Here is a 24,489-nt window from a genome sequence, read left to right on the forward strand (position 1 = left end):
TTCAGTGCTTTGCTTGTGCTATTCTGGTGAAGTTAGGCAATTTACAATAATAAGTAATAAATATATTTTTGTAGATTTGTTGTTTTAAGAAATGAGGAATAATGGGTTGGTTATTTGGCCGACATGAAGAAGAAAAATCTTCAAAAGTTGAAGACAAAATCGTAGAGGTAAAAACTGGTCCATGGGATTTCAATGATGAAGATGCTCCTGATTTTAGCGATTATCTAGATTTTGGTTCAATCTATATTCCATACTTTCAAGGCATTGAGTTGCGAGTAAAAAAGCAGCATGAAACATCGCAAGTTCTTGGTATGACAGTAACTTATGGTTCTTCAAGCGTAGAAGTTGAAGCTTTTGCTGCGCCTAAAACATCTGGTATCTGGCTAGAAGTGTGCAAAGATTTGCTTGATGGTAATAGTCAAGCGTGTACAGTACAAGGCGAATTTGGTACTGAGCTACTGTTACCTGTAAAAGTTGGAGAAAAAACCATTACAACGCGTATTGTTGGCGTTGATGGTCCTAGGTGGATGCTTCGCGGAGTATTCTCTGGACCTGCAGCAACAGAGCTTGCAGATAATAATAACGAAACAAAACAATTAGACGAATGGTTTAAGGGGATTGTTGTAAATCGTGGTGAAGAGCCGCTTGCGCCTCGCGATTTTATTCCTATGCATGATCCAATAACTAGAGAAGAAAAAGAAGCTGCTTTAAATGCAGAAAATAGCGGTAAAGATGGGGAAAATAATACGTCTGATGAAGATGCTAATAATGCACTAAAAAAAGACGATAAACCATTAGGTTACGACCAACAAGTAGAAGTAAAAACTACGCTTACACGCGGTCCAATGTTTGCTGAAATTAGATAATGCAAGTAGTAGAAAGTTAATTGAATGGATTCACAAGAATCTTTACAGAAATCCGAAGAAGAGTTTTCTTCGCAAGAGTTTTCAAATGAAGTAAAACTCAACGATTCTGCGCAAACCAACGATTCTGCGCGAACCAAAAAACGCTCAGGACTAGCGACATTGGCTTCAATCGGAGCCGAAGGGTCTACATTTTCTGTAATTGATTCAATGGGTGGCGTTCGAGGCGTAATCGAATCCATGCTGCCCGGCTTGCTGTTTGTTATTTGCTTTGTTGTAACACGAAATGTGCAAACAACGGTTATTGTGTCAGCTGTGATTGCTGTTTTGCAAGTTGTGATTCGTCTTATTCAGAGGCAATCGCTTATGGGAGCAATTAGTGGACTTATTTCCATTGGAATCTGCCTTGTTTGGGTGTGGACGAGTCACCAAGCGCGCGACTACTATATGATGGGCTTTATTACGAATGCTGTTTATGGTGCTCTTCTTGCTATTTCGCTGATTGTGCGCGTGCCTGCTTTAGGGATTGTGATTGAGTCAATTCGCAAAATGCCTACAGAAAACTTTGGTGCGTGGCTTCACGAATGGCTCGATTATAAGCCGCTTAAGCGAGCGTATATGTATGTGACAGGATTGTGGATTGCTGTTTTTGTGCTGAGGCTCGTTTTGCAAGTGCCATTATATTTGACGAATCACGTTGTGTGGCTTGGTACCGTTCGCTTGATTATGGGATTGCCGTTCTGGGCGCTCGCAATTTGGGTTTCTTACTTGATTATTGCAACGCCGTTTATGCGTCTACATCATAAAAATCGTGAAGAGAAGCATAGCGAAGAAAATCAGCTTAACTAAAATCAGCTTAACTAAAATCAGTGTTAGAGAATAAGCTTAGCAAAAAATCGGCTTAACAAAACGCAAAACTAAGGGGTAGTTTATGCAAGTGACGATGCGAATCGAGCGATATGCGGATCAAGGCAGATGTGTAGGTCATCTTGACGGACGCGTTGTATTCGTGCGATTTGCGCTACCTGGTGAGCTGGTTGTTGTGCGCATGGATGAGCCGATGCGTGCAAAAGCGCACTTTTTTACTGGCGAAGTTGTGGAAGTTTTGGAGCCTAGCGCGGATCGTGTAGAGCCGCAATGGAAACTCGCTGGTCCTTTGGCTCAGGGTGGTGGAGTTGGAGGAGCGGATTTAATTCACGTTTCTTTGCCTGGGCAGATTCGTTGGAAGGCTTCCGTAATTGCCAATCAATTCCAGCGTTTAGCGCATATGGATGTTGCGGATAACGATGTTAGAGTTGAGCGAATGCTAGGTGATGAGGAGCTTAACGGATTTAATTGGCGTACGCGCATGGAGTTGGTTGCTGATGATGAAGGGCGATTGTCTATGCGAAAGCGTGAGTCGCATGATCGCATTGCGATTGATACTATGCCGCTTGCGTCGCGCGCTGTTTTAGCTGTTGCGAATTCTTTGGATTTGTGGAATCGAGAATTTGAGCCAAATTCGCAAATTCGCCTTGCTGTTCCAGAGCCTCGAGTTGAGGGTTTGGACTTTGGTGTTTCTGGTGATAAGTCTGCGCTCCTTAGTGCGATTGGCGAAAATTATGCGCTTATAGTAAATGATGAGTTGGTTGCAGGATCGGCTTTGTTGCGAGAGCGCGTGCGCGTTGCGGTTGATGGTGATTCATCGCGTGCGCGTACTTTTGATTACGATGTTGACGCGCGTGGTTTTTGGCAGATTCATCGCGCAGCTCCAGAGCATTTGGTGAACTACGTTTTGGGATTAGTCCGTTCTGCGCTTGGTGGGCGTACTAAGAATACGGTTTTGTGGGATTTGTATTCTGGATCTGGTTTGTTTACGATTCCGCTTGCGACTTTGGCTAATATTGGCGGAGATTCTTCTTGCGCTGCTGGCGCTTTTGGTTCTGCAGAGCCAGTCCGTGTGCTTAGTATTGAGGGTGCGCCGATTGCTGTAAAGAATGCAAGGCGAAACATTGGGCGCGCAGGTCTTAGCAGAGATGTTGTTGAAGCTTTGCAAGGCGATGTTGCGCAAACGCTTGAATCGCAGGTGTTTAAGGCGAGTGAGTCATCTAAGATTGTGCGCCGATTTGCGCATCCGGATGTTGTTGTGTTGGATCCTCCTCGCGCTGGTGCTAAAGCTCAAGTTTGTAAGCAGATTGCGAAGTCTGGAGCAAGAAGCGTTGTGTATGTTGCTTGCGATCCGACCAGTCTTGCTCGCGATGTTGGCACGTTTAAGGAGCTTGGTTACAGCGTTCAGTCTTTGCGCGCGTTCGACATATATCCCAACACTCACCACGTCGAGAGTGTCGTATTGATGTCAAGGGCTGATTAGGTGGGTGCATTTTTGCCCTTATGTAGCAGGGTTTAGCGAGGGCTATCGTTAAAAGGTTTAGCGTGTGGCGGCTGTAAGCTGGCTTGGCGCGGTTTTTGGGCGCAGTTTGGCTGTTTGAGGAAACATGTCGACGCTCTAGGGTCGAGTGCACAGGATGGATAACGTTAAAAAGTGCACCCACTTTGCACCCAGGGTGGTGAAGTGGGAAAATAAGGTTTAGGCTAATTATCATGGAGAAGAAATCTAAGTTTCGTTAGTCTAATAATAAGGAGAGATGGCTATGGATAAGATAGATGAGCTAAATAAAGATGTGATAGTCATCCATCCTCAGCGTGTAATTAAGGATTATGCGGTTGGGGTTTATGCTCGTGTGAGCACAAATCGTAAAGAGCAGTTGGATAGTCTTGCTGTTCAGGTGTCTGGTCTTACTCGTCTTGCTGCTTCTCACATGAGTTGGTTTGTTGCTGATATTTTTCTTGATGTTGCTTCAGCTAAGGTTGGATCTTCAAGAAACGAGTTTAATCGAATGATTGAAGAATGCGAGAAAGGTAATATTGATATTATTCTTACTAAAAGTGTGAGCCGTTTTGGTCGTGATACGAAAGAAGGATTAGAGGCTATTAGAAAGATTCGATCATGTGGCACGAGAATTATTTTTGAGACAGATAAGATTGATACGGAAACTGTCGATGATGAACTTTTAATCAGTGTGGTTCAAGCTTGTAGTCAAGCAGAGAATGATTGGCGTAGCGAGAATATTGTTTGGGGATTAAGACGTAGGGCAGAAGATGGCACATCAGGTCTTTATAGCAGGGCTTGTTATGGTTATAAAAAAGATAAGCATGGCATGCTTATTATTGATGAAGACCAAGCACAAGTGGTAAGAGATATTTTTGACTGGTATTTAAAAGGATTAAGTATCGGCGGTATTATTAAAAGGTTAAAAAGTAGAGGTGTTAAGTCTCCAAAGGGAAAAGATATTTGGAGTAAACGGGCTGTTGAGAGCACTTTGACTAGGCGTAAATATACAGGCGATGTGGCGATTGCTGTTCCGGGAAATGCGGATTGTCAGTATTTGAATACAGATCATCATGCAGGCATTATTTCTAAAGAGAAGTTTGAAGCGGTTGAGCTTGAGATGGCGGCTCGGAGTAATGTGGAAGTTGGAGAGGACGGAACTATTATAAGAAAGAAGAAAAAATATAGCTCGAAAAGATGAAAATCATAGGAGAAAATATATGAGGGATAAATTTTCTAAGTCAAATATTAACACTGTTTCAGGTAATGTTTTTAATGGACCTACTAATATTGTTTCAGGAAACAATACAGATTTTAATGGGAGTTCATCGGGAAAGACTGCTACATATACGACTGAACCTGTTTGGAGAAGCCCTATAACAATGGCAATTCTATCATGGATGGGAATCTTCATTTCCCTGATAGGAATTTTCCCGTTTTATAAACTATTTGAATCTTTTTATAAACTATCTGAACCTTTAATTAATTTATTTACCAATAAAAGTATTCAAATAAATGCAAACAATAATATTATATATTTGGGGATCTTAGTTATTATATATTTGGGGATCTTAGTTATAGTAATTATACTTTTGGCAATTATTGCACGGTTAAGAAATATTACTAAAAGAGAAATTAGGCACCCGCTATTCTTTAATTATGCAATTAGTGGTCTTGGAAGAAAACTTACGATAGAAAAAATTCATATTGACAAATGCCCTATATGTGGTGGCACAATGAAATATTTCAATAATGCTGTAGAATGGAGAAATACAACATATCCTGATGGAAAAACAAAACGTAAGGTTACAAAAAAAGTGCCTGCTTTGCAGTGCAAGCGAAACCCAGATCATTGCTTTGAAGTGGATCCAGCTGCAGATAGAGTAAATGAAATAAGATAATGAAATCATAAATAGCCTAATTAAGATTCACATAATCAGTCTAAATACTATAGATGTAATGCTATTAAAATAAATACTTTTATAAGTATATTGTCTAGTTTGGAAATAGCCTAAAAATCTCACGTTGAGAGTGTCGTATTGATGTCAAAGGCTGATTAGGTGGGTGCAAATTTGCCCTTGTGTAGCAAGGCTTAACGAGGGCTATCGTTAAAAGGTTTAATGCGTGGCAGCTTTAAGCTGGGTTCTCGCGGTTTTTGAACGTATTTTGGCTGTTTGAGGGAACATATCGAAGCTCTAGGGTTGAGTGCACAGGATGGATAACGTTAAAAAGTGCACCCACTTTGCACCCAGCTAGAAGTTAGGAAATGTTAATTAAGCACGATTAATGCACAGTATGATTAAATAATAGTTGAATCGTATGTGTCAACAAGGCGCGCAACTTTAGAACAATTTTGATTTGCTTCGGAAAAGAAACGAGTTCATCTGCGTTTATATTCATTCATACTCCCTTTTGGGGAGGTCATAGTATGTGGTTCAAGATAAATAAATTCTATGCATTTCGAGAGCTAACTTTACATATGAATCAATCTTGTGCAACATGCATGTATGAGTTCACTATCGTGAGTTACTACAACAATTGTTGTATTCATTGACTTAAGTTTTGATAGTAGCTGTGCTAGTTCTTGCATATGCGCATAGTCTAATCCGCTCGTAGGCTCGTCTAACGCTAGAATTTCTCTACCTGTTGCCAGCGCGCATGCAATTGCTAATCGCTGTTTTTGCCCACCCGATAGACTCTGCGGATGACGGTGTGCCAAAAAGTCCAAATCAAATTGTCGTAATATATTCATCGCAACATCGTTCTTATTTTTGCTGCGCTTAGGCAAACTAATTAAAACTTCATCTAAAACGCTTTCTGTAAACAGCTGGTTGCCTGTATTTTGCATCACCATAAAACATAATTTTTTACGTGCTCGATTACTTAAAACGCGATCCTCGTATTTAAAAATACCTTTGCAGCTTTTTTCTAAACCGCAAAAACAATTGAGAAAACTGGTTTTGCCAGCTCCATTTTTTCCTACAATTGCTGTAATTTGATTACGCGCAATAGCAAGCGATTCAATATTGACTATTTTCTTCTTTACGCCATGATACGCAAAGTTGAAATTTTTTAATGCGATTATCTGATCGTCTTGTGTGACAGATGGCATTTTATTAATTTGTATGGGTGATTTCATAAGTCGTGTTCTCAGTCCCATTTTTTGCAAATCTATGTCGTTAAGAGCATCTTTTTGTTCGGCTTTAATATCTTTAACGATCTCACCTTGTTGCATAACCACTAGGCGATCCATAATATCCCAAAGATAAGCTATTCGATGCTCAGCTACAACAATTGTTCTTCCTTGTTCTTTCCAATGCAAAATCAACTTTTTAAGCATCAACGTTGAGTCATAATCTAAATTTGCTGAAGGTTCATCTAACAAAATTATGTTTAATCCTGCTACTTCAATTGACGCACAAGCTATTTTTTGCTTTTCGCCGTCAGATAGATGAAAAATATTGCGATCCATCAAATTTTCCATGTGCAAATCAGCAACTGTTGTATCAATACGCTGATAAATATCAGATTTTGGTAGTCCTTGATTTTCACACGCAAACGCTAGTTCACTCGTTGTATCAACATTATAAAATTGTGACTTAGGATTTTGAAAAACCGTGCCTACAACATTTGCTAAATCATATAATTCATTATTTTTAAAAGATCGACCGTTTAATAATATATAGCCTTTTACATTTCCTTGATAGAAGCGTGGAATTAAACCATTTATCAGCCGTAACAGCGTTGTTTTACCACAACCCGAAGGTCCGGTTATTAAAATTAATTCGCCATCTTCAATGCGTAAATTAATATCATTTAATTCACTTGAATGCTGTTTATTGTCATTTGTGTTAGCTTCATTGCTTGTATGCTGGTCATCTTCAGTTCCATAATGGAAATAAACATGCCTAAATTCGATCATACGATTACTCCTAAGCTACACAACAACCAAAAACATATGACCGACAAAGAAATGAGTAATAAAAACCAATCTTGTATTCGAAAACCAATTTGGCAAATATTAGTTCGCTTGATAGGGGAGCCTAATCCTCTAATTAACGCTGCTGCCGATAGTTCTTCGCCAATACGTACACTCGAACTAATCATAGGAATTAATTGGTACTCTAATATTTTTCCAATACCAACTGCTCCTATATGAATTTCACGCATATTCATAGCGCGACAAATTGATTTCCATTCTGTTGCAATCGTTGGAAACATTCTAAACATAACTGACATTGGCACAATAATGGCTCGTGGCATATGTATTTTTTCCATTGCTGCAATAAATTCACTCACCGAAGTCGTAGCTATAACATAATTGCCCATTGCAACTGTTGCTACAAAGCGCGTAAGAATATATCCGCACATTAAAGCGATAGGTTTTATCGTACTAGGCAAATATGGCATCACCAAAAGACAGACATAACCTATTATGAGCATGATACTTGCATGCCAAAATTTTTCCCATTGTTGTTCTATCAAAAGCAGCACAAAAGGAATGATAGATAATACAAAACTTATATCTTTCATGCGTGCGCCACCCACGCCGCCCATTACGAATATTGCTAATAGCAAAACAAGGACTATTTTTACGCGTGGATCTAGAAAACTGCGTTTGTTCTTTTGCGTTGCTAGAGATGAATATGCCATTAAACAAGACCAGCTTTTTCAAAATGCTTTTTCAAAACTTTCTGACCAAACAGGCCGCCTAAAATACCGCAGATAAAGCATACAATTAGCAGAACGAACGCCATCCAATTTGGTAGGAGCTGAGCAACAGCCTCGGCATAAGCTTTACCAAAGCTTGCACGTTGTGCAAAATATTGTTCGCGATCAAGAAACAGTGACATATAGTTGCCATACATCCACAGGCTAAAAAATCCATATGTCAAAACAGCTTTTTTAGCACTGGCATAGTTGCCACTTTTGAACACAATTTCTGCAATCAAACCAGCAATCGCACTTGTTAACAACGACCACATTCCCATGCCCGTGAGCACCATCAATAGACCCATCATGATTGCCATGATAAAAATCATTCCTGGCTTTTTAACTTTGGTCAAAAAGAGCATAAAAGGAATACCGCCTATAATTGGCACTAATACCGCAAGGAGCGGCAAAAAGACGGGTACTATCCCAAGCATTGATATTACACATACAATAACAAAATAAATGGCTCCAAATATACCAATGTTTATCAGGTCATGACCACTTAATTTAGTTGCGCGTTCCATAACAAATTCCTCCTTTTTCTATCATGTGCGTTCTACACGCGCTCAAACTAATACGAAAACTCCTCTGCTGCACACGTTTTATCAATAAGATTTTGATAAGTAGGGCTTATCTGGATAAGCTCGGCATGTGTACCGCATGCTTCAACGTGACCATCTTTTAACACAACTATTCGATCAACATTTTCAATTGACTTCATGCGGTGAGAAATAATAATCACAGTTTTATTTTTTACCAATTCGGTAAGCGATTGTTGAATTTTAATCTCGTTGTCAACGTCTAAACTTGAAGCAATCTCATCAAGAATAAGAATTGGTGCGTTTTTCAAAAACGCGCGCGCTATTGATATACGCTGACGCTCGCCTCCAGAAAGCTGCTGACCGTTTTCGCCGATAATGGTGTTGATCCCATCTGGGAGAGTGTCAATAAAGTCACAGTGTGCAAGCTGAGCTGCATGTTTTACTTCTTCATCTGTAGCATCTTCTCTACCGATGCGAATGTTTTCTAGAATGCTTGTGTTGAAGAGAGTAACATCTTGAAAAACGATAGATATATTTCGGTACAGGTTTTCAGTAGAAACTTTCCGTATATCTACGCCGCCAATACGAATGCTACCAGAATTAAAATCGTACAGACGCGCTATAAGTCGAAGCAGAGTTGTTTTTCCGCAGCCTGACTGCCCAACAAGTGCGCAAACTGTTCCATGCGGCACAGTAAAACTTACGTCGTTTAGCACAGGAGTAGTGTCATCGTAAGAAAAGCTGAGCTTGTTTATCTCTATATCAAAATTAGCAAATTGAGTAGCGCGTTTATCTGTAGCTTGTGTATCTGTAGTGTGTACGTCTGTAGCAGCTTCCGTCTGCACATCTAATACCTTTGCGTCGCGAATTTCACGAATACGCTTCACAGCCGAATTGATATAGAAAACTTCCATAAGGAATTCCATATTCGAGTCCACAAATTCTTTGAGCTTCATGGAAGCAAGCACGTAGCCTAGCATATATAGCACAGAAATTTCGCCAGTTTGCATAAGAAAAATGCCACCGATAATCGTGAATGCCAACGAAAAATGCGAGAAAATATCGGCAAATATCAGCAAGAACCCAGCGTTGCGTTCGCTTTTCCAGTGGACGCGCAATGTGTCATCAAGCTTGGCATAAAGCTTTGTTTTTATACGTTCTGCAAGATTAAAAGCGGTAATTTCTTTAGAAAGCTCAATGCGATCTTGGAAAGCTTGCGAGTTTTCGCGAAGACGCAAGTAATGTTTGTTGTACTGTTCTCGCACATAACGTTTTGACAACACAATAAGCAAAAATGACAGTAGAGTAGGCCCAATAGCGCAAATTGCCATTTTCCAGTTCCCTATGAACATTAATGCAGAAAGAAATGGTAAGAATAAACAAAACGCGAGCAGTTTCGGAACTGCGTGACTTTCTGCATGCTCAAGTGATGCTACGTCCGCCATAATACTTTGAGCGAGATCGGTAAGATCATGTTTTGCGAAGTAAGACATTTCTAGTCGCGAAAGTTTCTCTGCAATATTAAGGCGCAAATGAGCTGCTTCTTTATATGTTTCGTTATATTGTGCTTCGTATTCAAAACTCAATAGCACTGCCATTACCACCAAGGTCACAATAGAACACACAAGATAGATGGCTGTACTATGTACATGGCGTAGTAACAGATGATCTACCAACAATAGCAGCAGCATTGAAGGAACCATATTGATAACAAATACCAAAAAACTAAGTACACCCGATTTAAAAGCGCCTCGTACACCTTGATCGGTAAGAGCAAACGTATTTTTTAAAAACTTAATCATTAACAACCCTCCACTCATTAGCTTGGGTGTAAATTGTGTACAAATGTGTATATTGGCCATTTTGCGCCATAAGCTGAGCATGTGAACCGCGCTCAACAATGTGCCCGTGGTCAACAAGCAAAATCTCATCCACACCCGTAATGGACGTCAGACGATGTGCAATCATAATGACCGTTTTTCCGCGCATCAGTCGCCTAAAGGCTTTTTGCAGCTCATACTCATTATCGGGGTCAATAGAAGCAGACGCTTCGTCCATAATTACGATGGGAGAATTTTTTAAAATGGCACGAGCAATCGCAACGCGTTGAGTTTCTCCACCTGAAAGATACACGCCTTTTGTTCCAATTATGGTATTTTCTCGCTTATCTAATTTATCTAATACCGAATCAAGTCCTGCTGCAGAAATCGCAGACATTACTTCCTCGTGGCTTGCGTCATGTTTTACGCAGCTAACATTGTTATATAGTGTGTCACTAAACAACTTAGAATCTTGAAAAACAAAGGAAATTTCTTGCATGAGCGCTTCTTGAGAATATGTGTTAAGAGGTTTATTGCCAATTAAAATTTCTCCAGAACTTATGTTGTAATATGCGCACATCAGTTTAGCAATTGTAGATTTACCTGATCCAGATTTTCCTACTAGAGCATATATCTTATTTTCTGCTAAATTGAAGGACAGATTTTTCAAAACTTCTTTTTTGTCATACGAGAACGAAACGTTATGAAACTCAATGTTGTGATTTGCAAAATGATCTTCATTGCCAAAATGTATTTCTTCTTTCGACATTTGAGCATAAAGCTTCTCAAGCGAATCAACCGCATGATTACCCTGGAATGAGTACATGCCAATGTACATAACGCGCATAAATGCTGCAAACATTAATCCCGATACGAAAAACGTCATAATTAAATCGAGAGCCAAACGTTTGGGACTGCCCAAATCGTCCATGAAAAATGCCAACGGCAGTGTAAGTATTGCAATAATACCAAAGAAAAGACATTCATACACAACGTATCCTGCCTTGCAATGCTTTGAATATTGGTAAGCATATGTTGAATAATTGTGAATAAGTTTGGATAGCTTTTTCATGGAACTTACTGAAACGCCAAATATTTTGATAACAGAAATGCCACGAATATATTCGACTGTTTCTGCTGATAGATTATCGAGTGCGTCTTGGTACATTTTCATGAATTGCTTGCCGCCCATCATGCTAGCCATAATAGCGCTACCGACAATAGTAAGTATTAGAATGCATAAACCTACGCGCCAGCTTATGCAAAAGCTGAATGCAATTATGAAAAATGGCATAAGGATTGCGCGCGTAGCGTCAGGAATCATGTGTGCGACAATCGTGTGAGTGAGCGCTGCATTGTCGTCAATAGTTTTACGAATAGTTCCAGATGAATGTGTGTCAAAGAATGTAAAACTTGCACGATTTAAGCCTTCAACACCGCGTTTGCGCAAAACATTTTCTAAATTGAATCCCACGTAATGAGCCATAAGACCCGACGTGCCAAGACATAAACTGCCGGTAAGTAAAAGCAGTGCAATGACGAATGCAAAATTTTGAGCGACAGGCAAGTTTTCGTCAATAATAAGCGCATGCAAAAAACAATGTATCGCATAATATCCGCAAGTAGTTAGTAGAGCTGACAAAGCTGAAACGAGTACCGCTCCAATAGCTAAACCCTTAAACTGCGGAATATAGGCAAACAGTTTACGGTATGTGTTCATGAGAGCTCCTTTGCTGGTAAAGAAGTTGAAGATGTTTGAACAGACTCTTGCATGCTGCCTAACTGATTGTTTCCATCGTCGCTGGAGCGAGTAGCGCTGCGGCTGTTGCCCTCGTGACTGGATTGAGCGGTGTCCTGTTTCAAAATATTCAAGAGCAGCTGCTTAATGAACGCTTGATTATCTTGTACAAGCTTGTGTTCGTTGAGCACATGCGCAGAAAGAATGATCGCGTTTACAAAAAACGCCATAAGTTCAAAATTCGAAGACTTAACAGAAAGCGTTTCTGCATCGATGTTATGTGCTTTAAACGTATCAAAAGCAGTGTGTTCAAGCTGTCTATATACCTGTTCAAGCTGGGGGTTTCTCTTCTTAGCCAACAAAAGTTCCACGTAGACGGGCATAAGCGCATTGCTATCAACTGCTTTTCTGGCCATTTCATCAGCAAGAAGATCAATGCTCCATTGCTTGCCATCCTCTATAGATTTCATCATGATGGTGTTGCGGTATGCGATGCCATCGAGCATGATGTCGTGGAGTATGTCGGTTGTATTCTTGTAGTAGTGATAAAACCCACCCTTTGATAAGCCCGTTTCTTTTACCAGGTCTTCCATGGTTGTGTTCTCAAAGCCTTGTTTGACAAAAATACGTATAGCAGCATGCTTTATTGCTTGCTTGCGTTCATCAAAACTAAGCCGCTTATTACGAGCCATGCAATTCACCTCACACCACAAGCTAGTAAAGGGTTAACACGCCAAATAGTTGTCATGAGTCAACGCGTAAAAAGTCTTCGCGCCTTGGCTACATCTAAGGGGTCGTCATCCTATCGACGAATGCGTCGATATATACAGTATAAGTTAGATAGTGTTTACTGTCAAGCTCTTGCTTGAAAGTAAACACTATTTGTCGATGCTGGTTAGAAGAGTGCCTGCTTGTGCTAATAAAATTCATAAGAAACTAGGCAATAGTTCAGCAAATCCATAAACGCATACCGTATTTATAGTTTGCATATATGTACCACAGTACAAAAAGTTCAATCGTTCGTGTATTTTTGGGCTATGATTCGTTTAATTGGCGCAGTACTAGCTGAGCAAGACGAAGACTGGTCTTGTCGCAGCTGGATATCTGAAGAGTCACTTTTACTTTTAAGTGAGCCAAACAAAGAACAACCAGCGCCAAATGAAGAGACTTACAAACGAGCTCGATTGCTTGTACAAACAGCGCTCAGCCTAGCAGACGCAGACGGAAAGATAGCATGATGGTATAATACAGAAAATAAATTCAAGCAGTTGGCTGTCACCCCTAGGACCAAACACCAACTTTTCCTACACTACCAATTATACTTTTATTGTATGTCGTATTTTTAGCTCCAACGTCAAGATTTATATGGAATTCAACAAAGTAAAAACTTTTAATGATTTATGAAAAAGTAAAAAGGAATTTCTGGGAAACTTATCTGATTTAGATAAGTTTCCCAGAAATTATTTCGTGCCCTAATGAAGTATATACAATAAGCAAAGGCTAAGCTTTGTTGTGCTGCTATTTCTTAAGAAAAGGTGAAGTAATTAGGATATCTTAGGAAAATTCACTAGAAATATCCTATATCTAAAACACTTTCCTCAATAAGATCTTCATTTTGCATTTGAGAAAGTATGTGATTTATAAATCTTTGGAAAACCTCTGAGGAATAAGGATTCTTCTTTAGGTAGTCCACATACGCCGTTCGTCTTCTTTGTCTACCTTCATATGTGGCATAATCTTTTCGGATGTTGGAGCTAATTCTTTTAGCTTTTCGCGTAATCAAAATTTCATCAATATCCGTCGTAGTTGTACTAATCGGTGTCATATCCAAATAATCGCATAATAAGTAGTACTTCGCTCCTGTAACAGCTTGTTTAACATCGTGGGCTGTTGCTGAGGCCTCCTGGAACATTGTTTTATCCAGATTAGTTTTCAACTCGGCAAGAATGTATCCAAGATAGGTGGTGAGTCGGGTCGTCTGAAGTTCGCTAAAGTCTGGATCATAAGAACTCATTATGTATAGTGGACGACACATTGAAAAATCCTGATCCTTAGTTTTTATATTGATTCCACCTCCAATCCCGGGATTGCTAACACTGGACGCAAAATAGATAGAAGAAAAAGTAGAGGTTTGAGAACCAATTTTCATGTCGCACTTCCCAAATTGCTTATTTATGCATCGGGTTACAAAAATTGGTAGAAATTCCTCCATTACAGTATTGTCCAGTTTTAATTGGCCTTTTTGACGATACAAAAAATCTTCTGTACTATCAAAGATAAGGTTTACGTCAATGTAGAACTTATACTCATTTAGACAATTTACAAGTGCGACTACTAGTTCTGGCAGGGTATCTGCTTCAATCGTGTTTAAAGATACCACCCATTTGTCGTATATTTTTAAAGCTTTCTTTAACCTTTCAATATCAGATAGCGGCATCTTTTTACTCTCAATTGCAGCTACTATTTTTTCGCCGTGTGTTCCTCGCATAACAAAACCTCCGAAGTATTTACGTGATTTGATTTATGAATAGCGTCCAATATTAATTCAGCATTTTTGTTGTTTTTTATTGAATTGTAGCGATCGAGAAGCATTTCAACAGCAATATTCCTTGCCGTTGATTGAATATCGTTCTTATCTTTTGAGTTATTCTTTTTGTTTATAAAATGCAATATGTCTTCGTAGATCATATGACCGTATCTGTTCTTGAACACTCGCTCTTGACGAATATCAAATTCAAACCCCAAGATTTCTGTGCCAATTCTGTAAATTAATTCACTGTTGCAGAAAGAATATCCTAAGACTGTAGACTCTCTGCCGACTACATATATCATTCTTGCTTTATCTTTACATATTCTGCTTGCTTCTTTTAGGGATAGGGCAATATCGATACAATATTGTATTACAGTTAAGAATCGATTTCCTCTATGTTTTCGGTTGGCCCCAAACTCACTTTTTGCAATCTCTAGTACGTTGTATCCTAATGCTTCCACGGATTTTCTATAATTCTGATGGTAATTAAAAACGTTAATGTACGGAGGTGAAGTTAGAACAAGATCAACTAAATCGGTTTTTAAAGAAGTTTTTCGAGCATCGCCATTTGACACGCAAATAGGTCTATTACTGAATGGAAGTTCTAATATTGTGTTTTTAAGCTCCCCCCATTTATTTACTACAAGTTCGAATGTTACTTCATTTTTATAAATATCCATGAGAATAATAAGGGTAGATAGTACATTCTTTACGCTGTAGTGGTCATCTGATTTTGCATAATCCGTCAGAACATTAAGGATGTTATCCGTATTTTTAATTTTGCATACTAACTTATCAATATGTTTGATTAAACGGTTTCTCTCAACCATATCTGCAGTTACCAGCTCATAGATTTTCGCCATGTAATAGGCCGAGGGATTCAACTCTATCCCATATGCTAGCAAATTTTTCCTAGCTGATTCATAAAGTGTTGTTCCAGACCCGGCAAAAGGATCGAGTACAATATAATTCTTATCCGCATATTTAGTCAGCTCTGCTTCTACAAATTGAGGAGAGAATTGTCCATTCCATGTGAATAGGTTGGATCTATTTTTTTCGGCTATATTCAAATCTGTTTGTGGTATTTCTGATGTATTAATTGGTATATTACAAAAACGCATTCCTATCATTTTCCTCTTTTTTGTTAACATTTTTAGTCTTTTACAATTTCTGCAATATCACTGATATCACAATCTAAAGCGCTACATATTTTTATCAGTATTCCTGTGGTTACATTTCCTCCGTTATTGAGTTTCGCCATAGATGAAGAGCTTATTTTTGCCTCTTCACGGAGTTTGGATTTAGTCCACCCTTTGTCTATAAGTAATTTCCATAGTTTGTTATAACTAAATTTCATTTTACACTCCTTTAATTTCTCTGTTCCAAGATTTTCCATAGAGTTCGCCTCCGCCACTGTATAGTTGAAGGACTTTGTTGTTTTGTAGGATTTCATATGTTTCCTTGCTGTAGGAGCTTTGTTTATCAAAGGCAATGAAGACCTGTTTGTTCAGATTCGCGGTATCTGTATATATTTTCATAATCCCTTCAATACCCTCATCGTCAATATTTTTAAAGAATAATGAGTCATGAGCCAAAGCTGGTAAAGAAGATGAGTACAGAACAGCAAGATCCAGGAGAATTAAACCTTTAAAGTTTGTTCCAGTTCCTGTGTCTTTAGGTGTGAAGAACGTATAGCTATTGTAGTTTTTCAGCTCTATCGTTGGCGAGTTTCTTTTTTCAGCGTAAAGTCTGTCATTAAATTCATGCATCTTGTTGTTGAGGCAGAGTCCAATTTCCATTAGGATATGTTCCACATTCTTCTCTAAGTTTTGTGCTGCAACCTTTTTGGACTCTTGCAATTGTGACTCTTCCAAGTAAGCCTTATTTTGTTCCTCCAAAGCATCTATCTTTTTGATTATTTCAGAATGCTTATCCAGAAAGTCTTTAGAGATAGAATTTGGGATTTTTAGTTCTTCCATTGTTTGAACAACTTGTTCTATGCCAGCTTTTACCTCTCTTGTCTTAGCATCAAGTGTTTCTTTTTCGGCTTCGAACTCGTTTTTTAATATGGCAGAAAGTTTTTTATGGAATCGCTCGATATCATAAATTTTCTTTAGGTTGACAGTTGGGAAGAATTCAGACAATGCCTGTAAATCAGCTTCTGTCGGCTTTAATCCAAATTCTATACTTATATCCAGCAATTTTGAGCGGCGTTGTAACTGTTCAAGCTGTGTTTCAAGCGACAATTTAGTAGCTTTTAGATTCTCTTTATATTTACTATTTTCGATTTCTTCGTTACTGGCTGTCACGTCATAATTGTATGTAAGTGCATTTAATTCTGCACGAAGATTTGAAAGCGTATTGACATTTTCTTCGTACTGGGCTTTTCCGCCTACAAGGTTGGATATGAAACTGTACTTTCTTGCATTTTTAAATGTTTTCAGCTTATCTGCTTGTATATCTAATTGATTGTGATAAGGTTCTATATCCTTGTAGTAGTTAAACAGACTCATAAGAATTTTTATGGATTCCTTTGTTGGCTGATTCCTATATCCCTGAAGAGGATAGTTTTCATCCCTATTGTCTTTACCGTAAATTCTAAAAAATGTACTAGCTAACTGCCTGAAAGAAAGATCTGTTTTATTGCTGGCGTATTTTTCTTTCAGCCACCCAATGAATTCTTGTTTAGTCAGAGTTTTATCAGTAGGTTCATATTTTTCATTACAAATGTTAATTGTGTTTGCATCAGCAGTGCTTCTGCTAAAGAAGTATTGATGATCAAACTTAAAGCAAAAATATATCTCATGATTACCGACGTATTTTACTCCATCGCTTTTAAGATATGTATCGCCGCCGAAAACAAAATCTATGGCTAAAAGTGTGGATGATTTGCCGATGGAGTTAGAGCCTTTTTGTGTTCCTTGGATTACGTTAAGACCATTCTTAAATCGAATAGCTGGTCTAATTTTACTCTTTTCCTTGAAAGCTGGAGAATAAATTTCTATAAGCATAATTTCACCTTACCCTCATCGGTCATTTCAATTGCATTAAGAGCATAAAGACAATCCATAACAGATAAAAAATCTGATGGTTCATCTAAATAACTCAAAGTAGATTGAAAAATACCCCTTATATCAGTTTTACCGTTTCGTATTATCTCAAGCACTACTGGCAATGTTGCCAAAGTGCTTTTTTCATATGGGTATAGCTTATTTGGTAATTCCATCAAATACCTCGCATTTCTGTACAAAGTAGCTAACGACTATTTGACAATCCGATACGCTTTGAAGAGTTAGATCATGTAGTTTTTCAGAAATTTCTTCAAAGATTTCCGTATCACTTCGTTTGGCTTTTTTAAGTTTTTTATAAATGGATCGCATTTGATCTTGTAAATTTTCATAATCAATGACTTTACGCTTGTCCAAATTGGTCAATATTTCTTGGACTTTAACAAAATAAGTAGTTACATTTTGTTTAACTATCATGTAAATATGAAAGTTTTTATGCGGATCTATTTTTTCTTTTAACTCTTTAGGGTCTAGAGAAAAATCAAATAAATCTTTTTCATTGAGTTTAGCAATTTTGCAAATGACATTTGTCAATCCCTCTTCCAACTGTGAAGAACTAAGTATGCTCAAGTTCTCCATGTGGTTGGCTAGGACTTTTTTTCTTTTGGATAAAAGGCTTGTAACTTTTTTAGTATTATCCATTTGATACATAGCAAAACATTGTGGGCAAAGAGCCACAAGATTATTAATAGTTGGTTCTTTAGCTTTATCGATACGACTTATTTCATAGACTTCTGAAACATTGAAATTGTTAGAAAGTATTAGTGATTTGGAACAACCGTTCATTACACAATGATTTTCACATTCTTGCAGTAAATATTTTCCGTATGTCTTTTTTAAATCAGCAGAGGATTGTAGCTGTTTTTGCTGCTCCAATGCATCAGGTGTGATTATTCCTGCTGTTTCTCTAATAATATTGACGAATATATCCGCTAATTTTTCTGCCACATTATCAGAAGTGACATCCGAATCATATGATGACAAGTCTTCTGCTAATACTTCTAATACAGCTTGTGGTCTAGAGTTCAAATTTTTTATAAAGTTTTTTGGTGTAAGACGATAGCAAATAGTTCTGGCAACCCTCTTTGAAATACCCCTCTTGGAAAAATTGCGATATGTGACAGGGCTTACCGAGCCAGAAGGGTCTTTCTTCGTTCCCCATTCTTCCTCAGATACATCAGTAATCATTGCGATTAATTCTTTTACAAATGTAGAAGCATCATGACCGTCATTAATGTGATTACGTAAAAGACTGTAAAAGGTTTTGAAGTCCAATGGTGTCCCCCTCTTTTTGAACCACTTTGAACCACTTTGATCCAAACAAGAACCAAGAAAAAATCTCGATTTTATAGGATCGAATCATCAAAGAAAAATCCATTGATATGCAAAGTGTATCACTCGATTACATCTTTGAGCAAAGTAAAAGTCTGATAAAAGGATTTTTACTTTGAGAAAAGACGTAAGTCTCAAACCATCTACACAAGTATGCCTACTTGATCACCAGGATGATTCAGAGCTTGTGTAGAACAACTAAATAATGTCAGCGGTCTTACTGAATGAGGCAGCTGCAAGTAACAAAATGAAGGAATTCTTCATTTTTAGCTTGTAGTGGCTTTGCTATGCCTCGTTTTAGCTGAATTCAAAGGATTCCTTCATCGAAATCGATGGAAGGAGTTCTTTATGAAGACTCGTAAAACAAGCAGTAACAATCGCACAACCTATAAGTACACCTATTTTGTTCCGAACAAATCGGGCGGTTATGATGAAAAAACGCTCGAGATTAAACCAGGCGAGAATGGTGTAACCGTTGCGGATATTAAGATGCTTCACTCAATGGATGACAGCGAGGTTTACTACAACAATAAGAACCTGCGTCCTAATAGAACTGCTGAAGAAAAAGCTGAAAGTAAGGCGTGGAAGAAGCAGTATATCCAGCAGTTCAAAGCGAAGCATGGTTATGAGCCTAACAAGGACGACGTGGAGTATGCTGCTGAAGAGCATTTTCCACGTAACTATAATCTTTCGCTTGATTTTGATGCATATGGTGAGCTTGAACTAGATAAAAGTCATCTTGCTGAGGCTCTCAGTACTACTGATGATTATGGTTTTATTACCAACGATTATGGTTTTGAAATGTCAGAAGAAATGGAGCATGCGTTTTCAACACTCACTGACAAGCAGCGTCAGGTTATTCGTTTGATGTTTTTTGGAGGATACACTCAGTCAGAGATTGCGAGCATGCTTGGTATTTCGTCTGCTGGCGTGAAAAAGCATTTGGATAAGGCTCTCGAAAAGCTTAGAAAAACGCGTTAAAAAAATTCTAGAAATTTTTTTAGGAGGAGGTTAAAAACTCCTCTTTTTTCTTTGCCTGTGATGTGTAAGGAAGAAACCCCTTATAGAAAGGAGGCAAAACTCGTGAAACACAAGATCGTTATTAACGTCACCGGTGAAAACGGTGAGAAGAAACAGGTTCTACGTGGAGCTGTGATGCGATTACCTCAACGGTTTATCCGCTGGTTATTTGGTGATTACTCGCAAGTCTACCTATTAGATCCCGGGAAAAGTGTTCAGTCAGTTGATGTCAAAGAAGTTTAAGGAGGAAAACAGTGAAAAACGAAATCATGAGAGAAGTCATCAAAGACTTGGAAAACTTAACAGCTCATCTTAAAACGCTGTTTGATGATGCCGGTGCTTCTGGTGCTGGTTGTAAAGAAACAGTTCCTAATAATAAGGAGTCTGTTAAAAAGGTGAGTTTGGAGGATGTGCGAGCGGTTTTAGCAAAACTTAGCCAACATGGTAAAACCGCGGAAGTAAAAGCGCTTATCGTCAAGTTCGGAGCTAACAGGCTTTCAGAACTTGATGAAAGTAAGTACGCTGAGCTTCTTGAAGAGGCGAAAGGTATGACAAGTGACTAAGCATGCTTTACTTTCCCCTTCTTCTGCTCACAGGTGGATTAAGTGTACTCCTAGTGCTGTTTTAGAAGAAAAGTTTGAAAACACTACTTCTGTGGCGGCTGAGGAAGGAACAGCGGCACACGCGTGGTGTGAGTACAAGCTGAATAAGCTTCTTAACCGTCCGTGCGAAAAACCGTCAACAGAGTATGACTCAAACGAGATGCAGGAATGCTCGGACGCTTACGTGGATTTCGTAATGGAAAAATACGAGCAGGCAAAACTTAACTGCCAAGATCCTATCCTTCTCATAGAGCAGAAAGTTGATTTTTCAGCTTACGTGCCGGACGGGTTTGGTACAGCGGACTGCATTATTGTAGGCGAAAAAACGCTGCAGGTTATCGACTTTAAGTACGGTCAAGGCGTGCTAGTGGACGCTTACGAGAATCCTCAGATGAAATGCTACGCGCTTGGAGCTTTAACGCTTTTCGACAGCTTGTACGAGATACAAACTGTTGAGATGAGTATTTTTCAGCCAAGACGTGACAACGTATCAACTTTCACACTACCTGTCACGGAGCTTATCTGTTGGGCTGAAAGCGTGCTTAAACCTAAAGCGGAGCTTGCTATTAAAGGCGAAGGCGAATTTGAAGCTGGAGACTGGTGCAGGTTTTGCAGGGCAAAAGCCACGTGCCGTAAACGTGCGGAAGAAAACCTTAAACTTGCAGAACTTGAGTTCAAACCGCCATCTGTTTTAACAGATAGTGAGATTGAAGAAGTACTCACGCTTATCCCACAGTTAACGAAGTGGGCTGATGATGTTTTAGCGTACGCCACAGATTCCGCGATAAACCACGGCAAAGAGTGGAGCGGTTTCAAACTCGTGGAAGGCAGATCAGTTCGCAAGTTTAAGGACGAGACAGCGGTTATTGAGAAAGCAAAAGCCGCAGGCTTTACCGACATTTTCAAAACTAGTCTTATCGGTTTAACAGAAATGCAAAAGCTGATGGGCAAGAAAAAATTTGAGGATATTCTGGGCGACCTCATTATAAAACCGTCCGGAAAACTTACGCTCGTACCAGACTCGGATAAGCGGGCAAAAGTTAACGTTCAAAATATTAATCAAGAATTTAAGGAGGAAAAGTAAAATGAACGGATTTAACAAAACTAAGGTTATTACAGGTAAGAACACGCGTCTTTCCTATTTCAACGGTTGGGAGCCAAAGTCTATTAACGGCGGTCCTGAAAAATACAGTGTTTCACTGCTTATTCCTAAAGATGATGTTGAAACAGTAAATGCTATTGAGAAAGCTATTGATGCTGCTATCGAGGAAGGTGTTGGCAAGTTCGGCGGTAAGAAACCAAACAAGGCTGCTCTTAAAACACCACTCAGGGACGGGGATATTGAGCGTGATGATGAAGCGTATAAAGGACATTACTTCATTAACGCGAACTCAACCACGGCTCCGCAGATTGTAGACAAACAGGTAAAACCAATCATGGACCGCAGTGAAGTGTATTCAGGCTGCTATGCGAGAGTTTCCATCAACTTCTACGCTTTTAACTCTAACGGTAATAAGGGAGTTGCTTGCGGTCTTGGCAACATTCAAAAAATCCGAGACGGTGAACCACTCGGCGGACGTAGCCTCGCAACCGATGATTTCACGACTTTAGAAGATGATGATTTTCTAGCCTAGGGAGCGTGAGTTAATTATGGAAATTGTTATAGCGGTTTTTATTTCAGTGTTTATAGGAGTATTACTTCTTGATTTCACGGTAAAGAAACTCGTGAGTCTTTACGTTGATATTAAACACATTCTAAATAGGAATTAGAAGATTCCTGAAAAACAGGAATTAGAAGATTCTATAAGTGGGGTGGCAGGTTTTCTGTCACCTCTTTTATTAACTTGGAGGTGGTGTAATTTGGAAAATTTGAGTGTGGATTTGGAGACGTTTTCCTCCGTTGACCTTAAAAAATGTGGTGTTTACAAGTACGCAGAATCAGAGGATTTTGAAATACTGCTCTTTGGCTACAGTGTGGACGGTAGTGAAGTTCAGGTCGTTGACTTAGCACAAGGTGAAACCATACCGGATACCGTGCTTTCTGCTTTAACAGATGAAACAGTGACCAAGTGGGCGTTTAACGCTCAGTTTGAAAGAGTCTGCTTATCACGCTACCTGCGAGATAAAGGCATCAATGTTAACCCTTGTAAGACAGGAAAAAGTGAAGGCCTATTTTTAAACCCAAGCTCCTGGCATTGCACAATGATCTGGTCAGCCACCCTGGGGCTACCCATGTCGCTTGAAAACGTGGGAACAGTACTGGGCCTTGATAAGCAGAAACTCACTGAGGGTAAGAATCTTATTAAATACTTCTGCTTACCGTGTAATCCTACGAAAGTAAACGGTGGAAGAACAAGAAACAAGTATTTCCACGATAAGGAAAAGTGGGAGCTGTTTAAATCGTATAACAAGCGTGATGTGGAAGTTGAGCTGAGTATTCAAGAAAAGCTCTCACGCTTTCCCGTGCCAGACTTTTTATGGCAGGAGTTTTATCTCGACCAAACCATTAACGACCGTGGGATAGGAGTAGATCCTCTTTTCGTTGATTCAGCTATAAAACTCGACCAGGAGGTGAAAACGCATCTCATGAGTGAGCTTAAGCATGTTACAGGTTTAGAAAACCCGAACTCCGTGTTACAGATGCGCTCTTGGCTTAAAAAGCATGGTCTTGAAATGGAGTCGCTTGGTAAAAAAGAAGTCGCTAAAGAACTTAAAACAGTGGGTAAAGAGTTGGCTGAAGTTTTACGGCTTCGACAGCAGCTTGCCAAATCATCGGTGAAAAAGTATACGGCGATGAAAAACGCTGCATGCATGGATTATCGGGAGCGTGGCATGTTTCGCTTCTATGGCGCAAACCGTACAGGAAGGTTCGCTGGAAGGCTCGTACAATTACAAAACCTGCCACAAAACCATCTGCCTGATCTAGCTGAGGCTAGAAGTCTTGTAAAACAGGGAAATGTTGAAGCGTTGGAAATGCTTTATGAGGATATTCCGGATACCTTATCCCAGCTTATCCGCACTGCTTTTATCCCACGCACGGGATTTAAGTTTATTGTCGCAGACTTTTCAGCAATCGAAGCTAGAGTCCTTGCCTGGCTTGCAGGTGAAAAATGGCGTATGCGAGTATTCGCGGAAGGTAAAGACATCTACTGCTCGTCAGCCTCTCAAATGTTTGGCGTACCTGTTGAAAAACACGGAGTAAACGGGCACCTGCGGCAGAAAGGTAAGATAGCGGAACTCGCTCTTGGATACGGCGGCTCTGTTGGAGCGTTAAAAGCCATGGGAGCACTCGACATGGGTCTTACCGAAGAGGAGCTTCAACCTCTTGTTGACGCGTGGAGATCATCTAACCCGATGGTGACAACACTGTGGTGGGATGTGGACAGAGCGGTAAAACAGTGCGTACACGAACACGCATCTGTTCGAACACACAATATTATGTTCACTTACAAAAGTGGGTTTCTTATCATCAAACTGCCTTCAAAAAGATGCCTTTACTATGTGAAACCACGTGTGGAAGAAAACAAGTACGGTGGCGAATCGGTCACCTATGAGGGTGTGGGATCTACTAAAAAATGGGAGCGGCTGGAAAGCTACGGGCCTAAATTCGTGGAAAACATTACGCAAGCTATAGCTCGTGACATTCTACTTTACGCCATGCAAACACTGAAAGAATATCGCATCGTCGCGCACGTGCATGATGAAGCCATTATCGAAACCGATAAGAATGTGAGTGTTCAAAGCGTGTGTGAGCTAATGGGAAGAACACCACCTTGGGCAGAAGGTTTACTTCTTAGAGCTGACGGCTACGAGTGCGAGTTTTACAAAAAAGATTAAAAAAATTTTAGGAGCAGGGTTAAAAACCTGCTCTTTTTCTTTGCCTGTGATTTAGA

The 24,489-nt window shown here is 39.4% G+C and carries 24 protein-coding genes and 1 pseudogene; 12 read left to right on the plus strand and 13 right to left on the minus strand.

The genetic code is table 11. The annotated features are described in order from the left end of the window. The first annotated feature begins 101 nt into the window (after window positions 1-101). The 5 genes from HXT50_RS00350 (at window position 102) to HXT50_RS00370 (ending at window position 5,132) form a co-directional block, all read left to right on the plus strand. Window positions 102-866, plus strand: a complete 765-nt coding sequence (locus HXT50_RS00350; protein WP_004105066.1) for a DUF3710 domain-containing protein — start codon at window positions 102-104, stop codon at window positions 864-866. Window positions 867-890: 24 nt separating this feature from the next. After that, a complete protein-coding gene (locus HXT50_RS00355) occupies window positions 891-1,712 on the plus strand; it encodes a DUF3159 domain-containing protein (protein WP_004573927.1) in 822 nt (273 codons plus the stop codon). A gap of 82 nt (window positions 1,713-1,794) precedes the next feature. Continuing rightward, window positions 1,795-3,213, plus strand: coding sequence for a class I SAM-dependent RNA methyltransferase (locus HXT50_RS00360; RefSeq protein WP_421776864.1), 1,419 nt, complete (start codon window positions 1,795-1,797; stop codon window positions 3,211-3,213). A gap of 280 nt (window positions 3,214-3,493) precedes the next feature. Continuing rightward, window positions 3,494-4,432, plus strand: a complete 939-nt coding sequence (locus tag HXT50_RS00365) for a recombinase family protein (protein ID WP_421776865.1) — start codon at window positions 3,494-3,496, stop codon at window positions 4,430-4,432. Between the two features lie 19 nt (window positions 4,433-4,451). Continuing rightward, window positions 4,452-5,132 carry a hypothetical protein gene (locus HXT50_RS00370; protein ID WP_101889409.1) on the plus strand — a complete coding sequence of 227 codons (681 nt, stop codon included), beginning with the start codon at window positions 4,452-4,454 and terminating at the stop codon, window positions 5,130-5,132. A 401-nt stretch (window positions 5,133-5,533) separates the two neighbouring features. Here the strand turns inward: HXT50_RS00370 and HXT50_RS00375 are convergent. The 7 genes and pseudogenes from HXT50_RS00375 to HXT50_RS00405 form a co-directional block, all read right to left on the minus strand. Next, a pseudogene (locus HXT50_RS00375) lies at window positions 5,534-5,631 on the minus strand (type II toxin-antitoxin system Phd/YefM family antitoxin); the annotation flags it as partial. Between the two features lie 73 nt (window positions 5,632-5,704). Beyond that, window positions 5,705-7,153 carry an ABC transporter ATP-binding protein gene (locus HXT50_RS00380; RefSeq protein ID WP_020759052.1) on the minus strand — a complete coding sequence of 483 codons (1,449 nt, stop codon included), beginning with the start codon at window positions 7,151-7,153 and terminating at the stop codon, window positions 5,705-5,707. Further along, complete coding sequence (locus HXT50_RS00385; protein ID WP_004105056.1) at window positions 7,150-7,884, minus strand: energy-coupling factor transporter transmembrane component T; 735 nt, start codon at window positions 7,882-7,884, stop codon at window positions 7,150-7,152. Before HXT50_RS00385 ends, HXT50_RS00380 begins: the two co-directional genes overlap by 4 nt. Then, window positions 7,884-8,468, minus strand: a complete 585-nt coding sequence (locus tag HXT50_RS00390; protein ID WP_004105054.1) for an MptD family putative ECF transporter S component — start codon at window positions 8,466-8,468, stop codon at window positions 7,884-7,886. The genes HXT50_RS00385 and HXT50_RS00390 overlap by 1 nt, the downstream gene beginning before the upstream one ends. A gap of 47 nt (window positions 8,469-8,515) precedes the next feature. After that, window positions 8,516-10,288, minus strand: coding sequence for an ABC transporter ATP-binding protein (locus tag HXT50_RS00395; protein WP_018645405.1), 1,773 nt, complete (start codon window positions 10,286-10,288; stop codon window positions 8,516-8,518). Further along, on the minus strand, window positions 10,281-12,026 hold the full coding sequence (locus HXT50_RS00400) for an ABC transporter ATP-binding protein (protein WP_018645403.1): 1,746 nt from the start codon (window positions 12,024-12,026) through the stop codon (window positions 10,281-10,283). Before HXT50_RS00400 ends, HXT50_RS00395 begins: the two co-directional genes overlap by 8 nt. Continuing rightward, complete coding sequence (locus HXT50_RS00405; protein ID WP_004105048.1) at window positions 12,023-12,736, minus strand: TetR/AcrR family transcriptional regulator; 714 nt, start codon at window positions 12,734-12,736, stop codon at window positions 12,023-12,025. Before HXT50_RS00405 ends, HXT50_RS00400 begins: the two co-directional genes overlap by 4 nt. Before the next feature lie 345 nt (window positions 12,737-13,081). On the opposite strand from HXT50_RS00405, the gene HXT50_RS00410 reads away from it, so the two are divergent. Then, window positions 13,082-13,282, plus strand: a complete 201-nt coding sequence (locus HXT50_RS00410) for a hypothetical protein (RefSeq protein WP_421776866.1) — start codon at window positions 13,082-13,084, stop codon at window positions 13,280-13,282. 329 nt (window positions 13,283-13,611) lie between these two features. On the opposite strand, the gene HXT50_RS00415 is transcribed toward HXT50_RS00410, so the two are convergent. Genes HXT50_RS00415 through HXT50_RS00440 form a run of 6 tightly spaced genes read right to left on the minus strand, consistent with a single transcriptional unit; the run spans window position 13,612 to window position 18,962 of the window. Then, window positions 13,612-14,532 (minus strand): Bpu10I family restriction endonuclease, encoded by a 921-nt coding sequence (locus HXT50_RS00415; RefSeq protein ID WP_018645400.1) that lies wholly within the window; start codon window positions 14,530-14,532, stop codon window positions 13,612-13,614. Then, on the minus strand, window positions 14,505-15,704 hold the full coding sequence (locus HXT50_RS00420) for a DNA methyltransferase (RefSeq protein ID WP_230469197.1): 1,200 nt from the start codon (window positions 15,702-15,704) through the stop codon (window positions 14,505-14,507). Before HXT50_RS00420 ends, HXT50_RS00415 begins: the two co-directional genes overlap by 28 nt. A gap of 23 nt (window positions 15,705-15,727) precedes the next feature. After that, window positions 15,728-15,931 carry a helix-turn-helix domain-containing protein gene (locus HXT50_RS00425; protein WP_032839416.1) on the minus strand — a complete coding sequence of 68 codons (204 nt, stop codon included), beginning with the start codon at window positions 15,929-15,931 and terminating at the stop codon, window positions 15,728-15,730. A 1-nt stretch (window position 15,932) separates the two neighbouring features. After that, entirely contained in the window at window positions 15,933-17,585 is a 1,653-nt protein-coding gene (locus tag HXT50_RS00430; protein WP_020758845.1) for a DUF2326 domain-containing protein, read from the minus strand. Beyond that, a complete protein-coding gene (locus tag HXT50_RS00435; protein ID WP_020758844.1) occupies window positions 17,576-17,800 on the minus strand; it encodes an ABC-three component system middle component 7 in 225 nt (74 codons plus the stop codon). Before HXT50_RS00435 ends, HXT50_RS00430 begins: the two co-directional genes overlap by 10 nt. Beyond that, on the minus strand, window positions 17,784-18,962 hold the full coding sequence (locus HXT50_RS00440) for an ABC-three component system protein (RefSeq protein ID WP_020758843.1): 1,179 nt from the start codon (window positions 18,960-18,962) through the stop codon (window positions 17,784-17,786). Before HXT50_RS00440 ends, HXT50_RS00435 begins: the two co-directional genes overlap by 17 nt. Before the next feature lie 360 nt (window positions 18,963-19,322). On the opposite strand from HXT50_RS00440, the gene HXT50_RS00445 reads away from it, so the two are divergent. The 6 genes from HXT50_RS00445 to HXT50_RS00470 all read left to right on the plus strand — a co-directional run bounded on the left by HXT50_RS00445 (window position 19,323) and on the right by HXT50_RS00470 (window position 24,433). Beyond that, window positions 19,323-19,955: a sigma-70 family RNA polymerase sigma factor gene (locus HXT50_RS00445; RefSeq protein WP_415693941.1), complete on the plus strand. Its 633-nt coding sequence runs from the start codon at window positions 19,323-19,325 to the stop codon at window positions 19,953-19,955. Between the two features lie 60 nt (window positions 19,956-20,015). Continuing rightward, window positions 20,016-20,237 (plus strand): hypothetical protein, encoded by a 222-nt coding sequence (locus HXT50_RS00450; protein ID WP_016815920.1) that lies wholly within the window; start codon window positions 20,016-20,018, stop codon window positions 20,235-20,237. 11 nt (window positions 20,238-20,248) lie between these two features. Continuing rightward, window positions 20,249-20,557, plus strand: a complete 309-nt coding sequence (locus HXT50_RS00455) for a hypothetical protein (RefSeq protein WP_421776867.1) — start codon at window positions 20,249-20,251, stop codon at window positions 20,555-20,557. Beyond that, complete coding sequence (locus HXT50_RS00460) at window positions 20,550-21,680, plus strand: DUF2800 domain-containing protein (RefSeq protein WP_421776868.1); 1,131 nt, start codon at window positions 20,550-20,552, stop codon at window positions 21,678-21,680. The genes HXT50_RS00455 and HXT50_RS00460 overlap by 8 nt, the downstream gene beginning before the upstream one ends. 1 nt (window position 21,681) lies before the next feature. Then, window positions 21,682-22,230: a DUF2815 family protein gene (locus HXT50_RS00465; protein ID WP_410311423.1), complete on the plus strand. Its 549-nt coding sequence runs from the start codon at window positions 21,682-21,684 to the stop codon at window positions 22,228-22,230. Window positions 22,231-22,456: 226 nt separating this feature from the next. Beyond that, entirely contained in the window at window positions 22,457-24,433 is a 1,977-nt protein-coding gene (locus HXT50_RS00470) for a DNA polymerase (protein WP_421776869.1), read from the plus strand. Window positions 24,434-24,489: the final 56 nt, after the last annotated feature.

Source organism: Gardnerella sp. KA00243 (assembly GCF_049244105.1).
Classification (GTDB): domain Bacteria; phylum Actinomycetota; class Actinomycetes; order Actinomycetales; family Bifidobacteriaceae; genus Bifidobacterium; species Bifidobacterium leopoldii.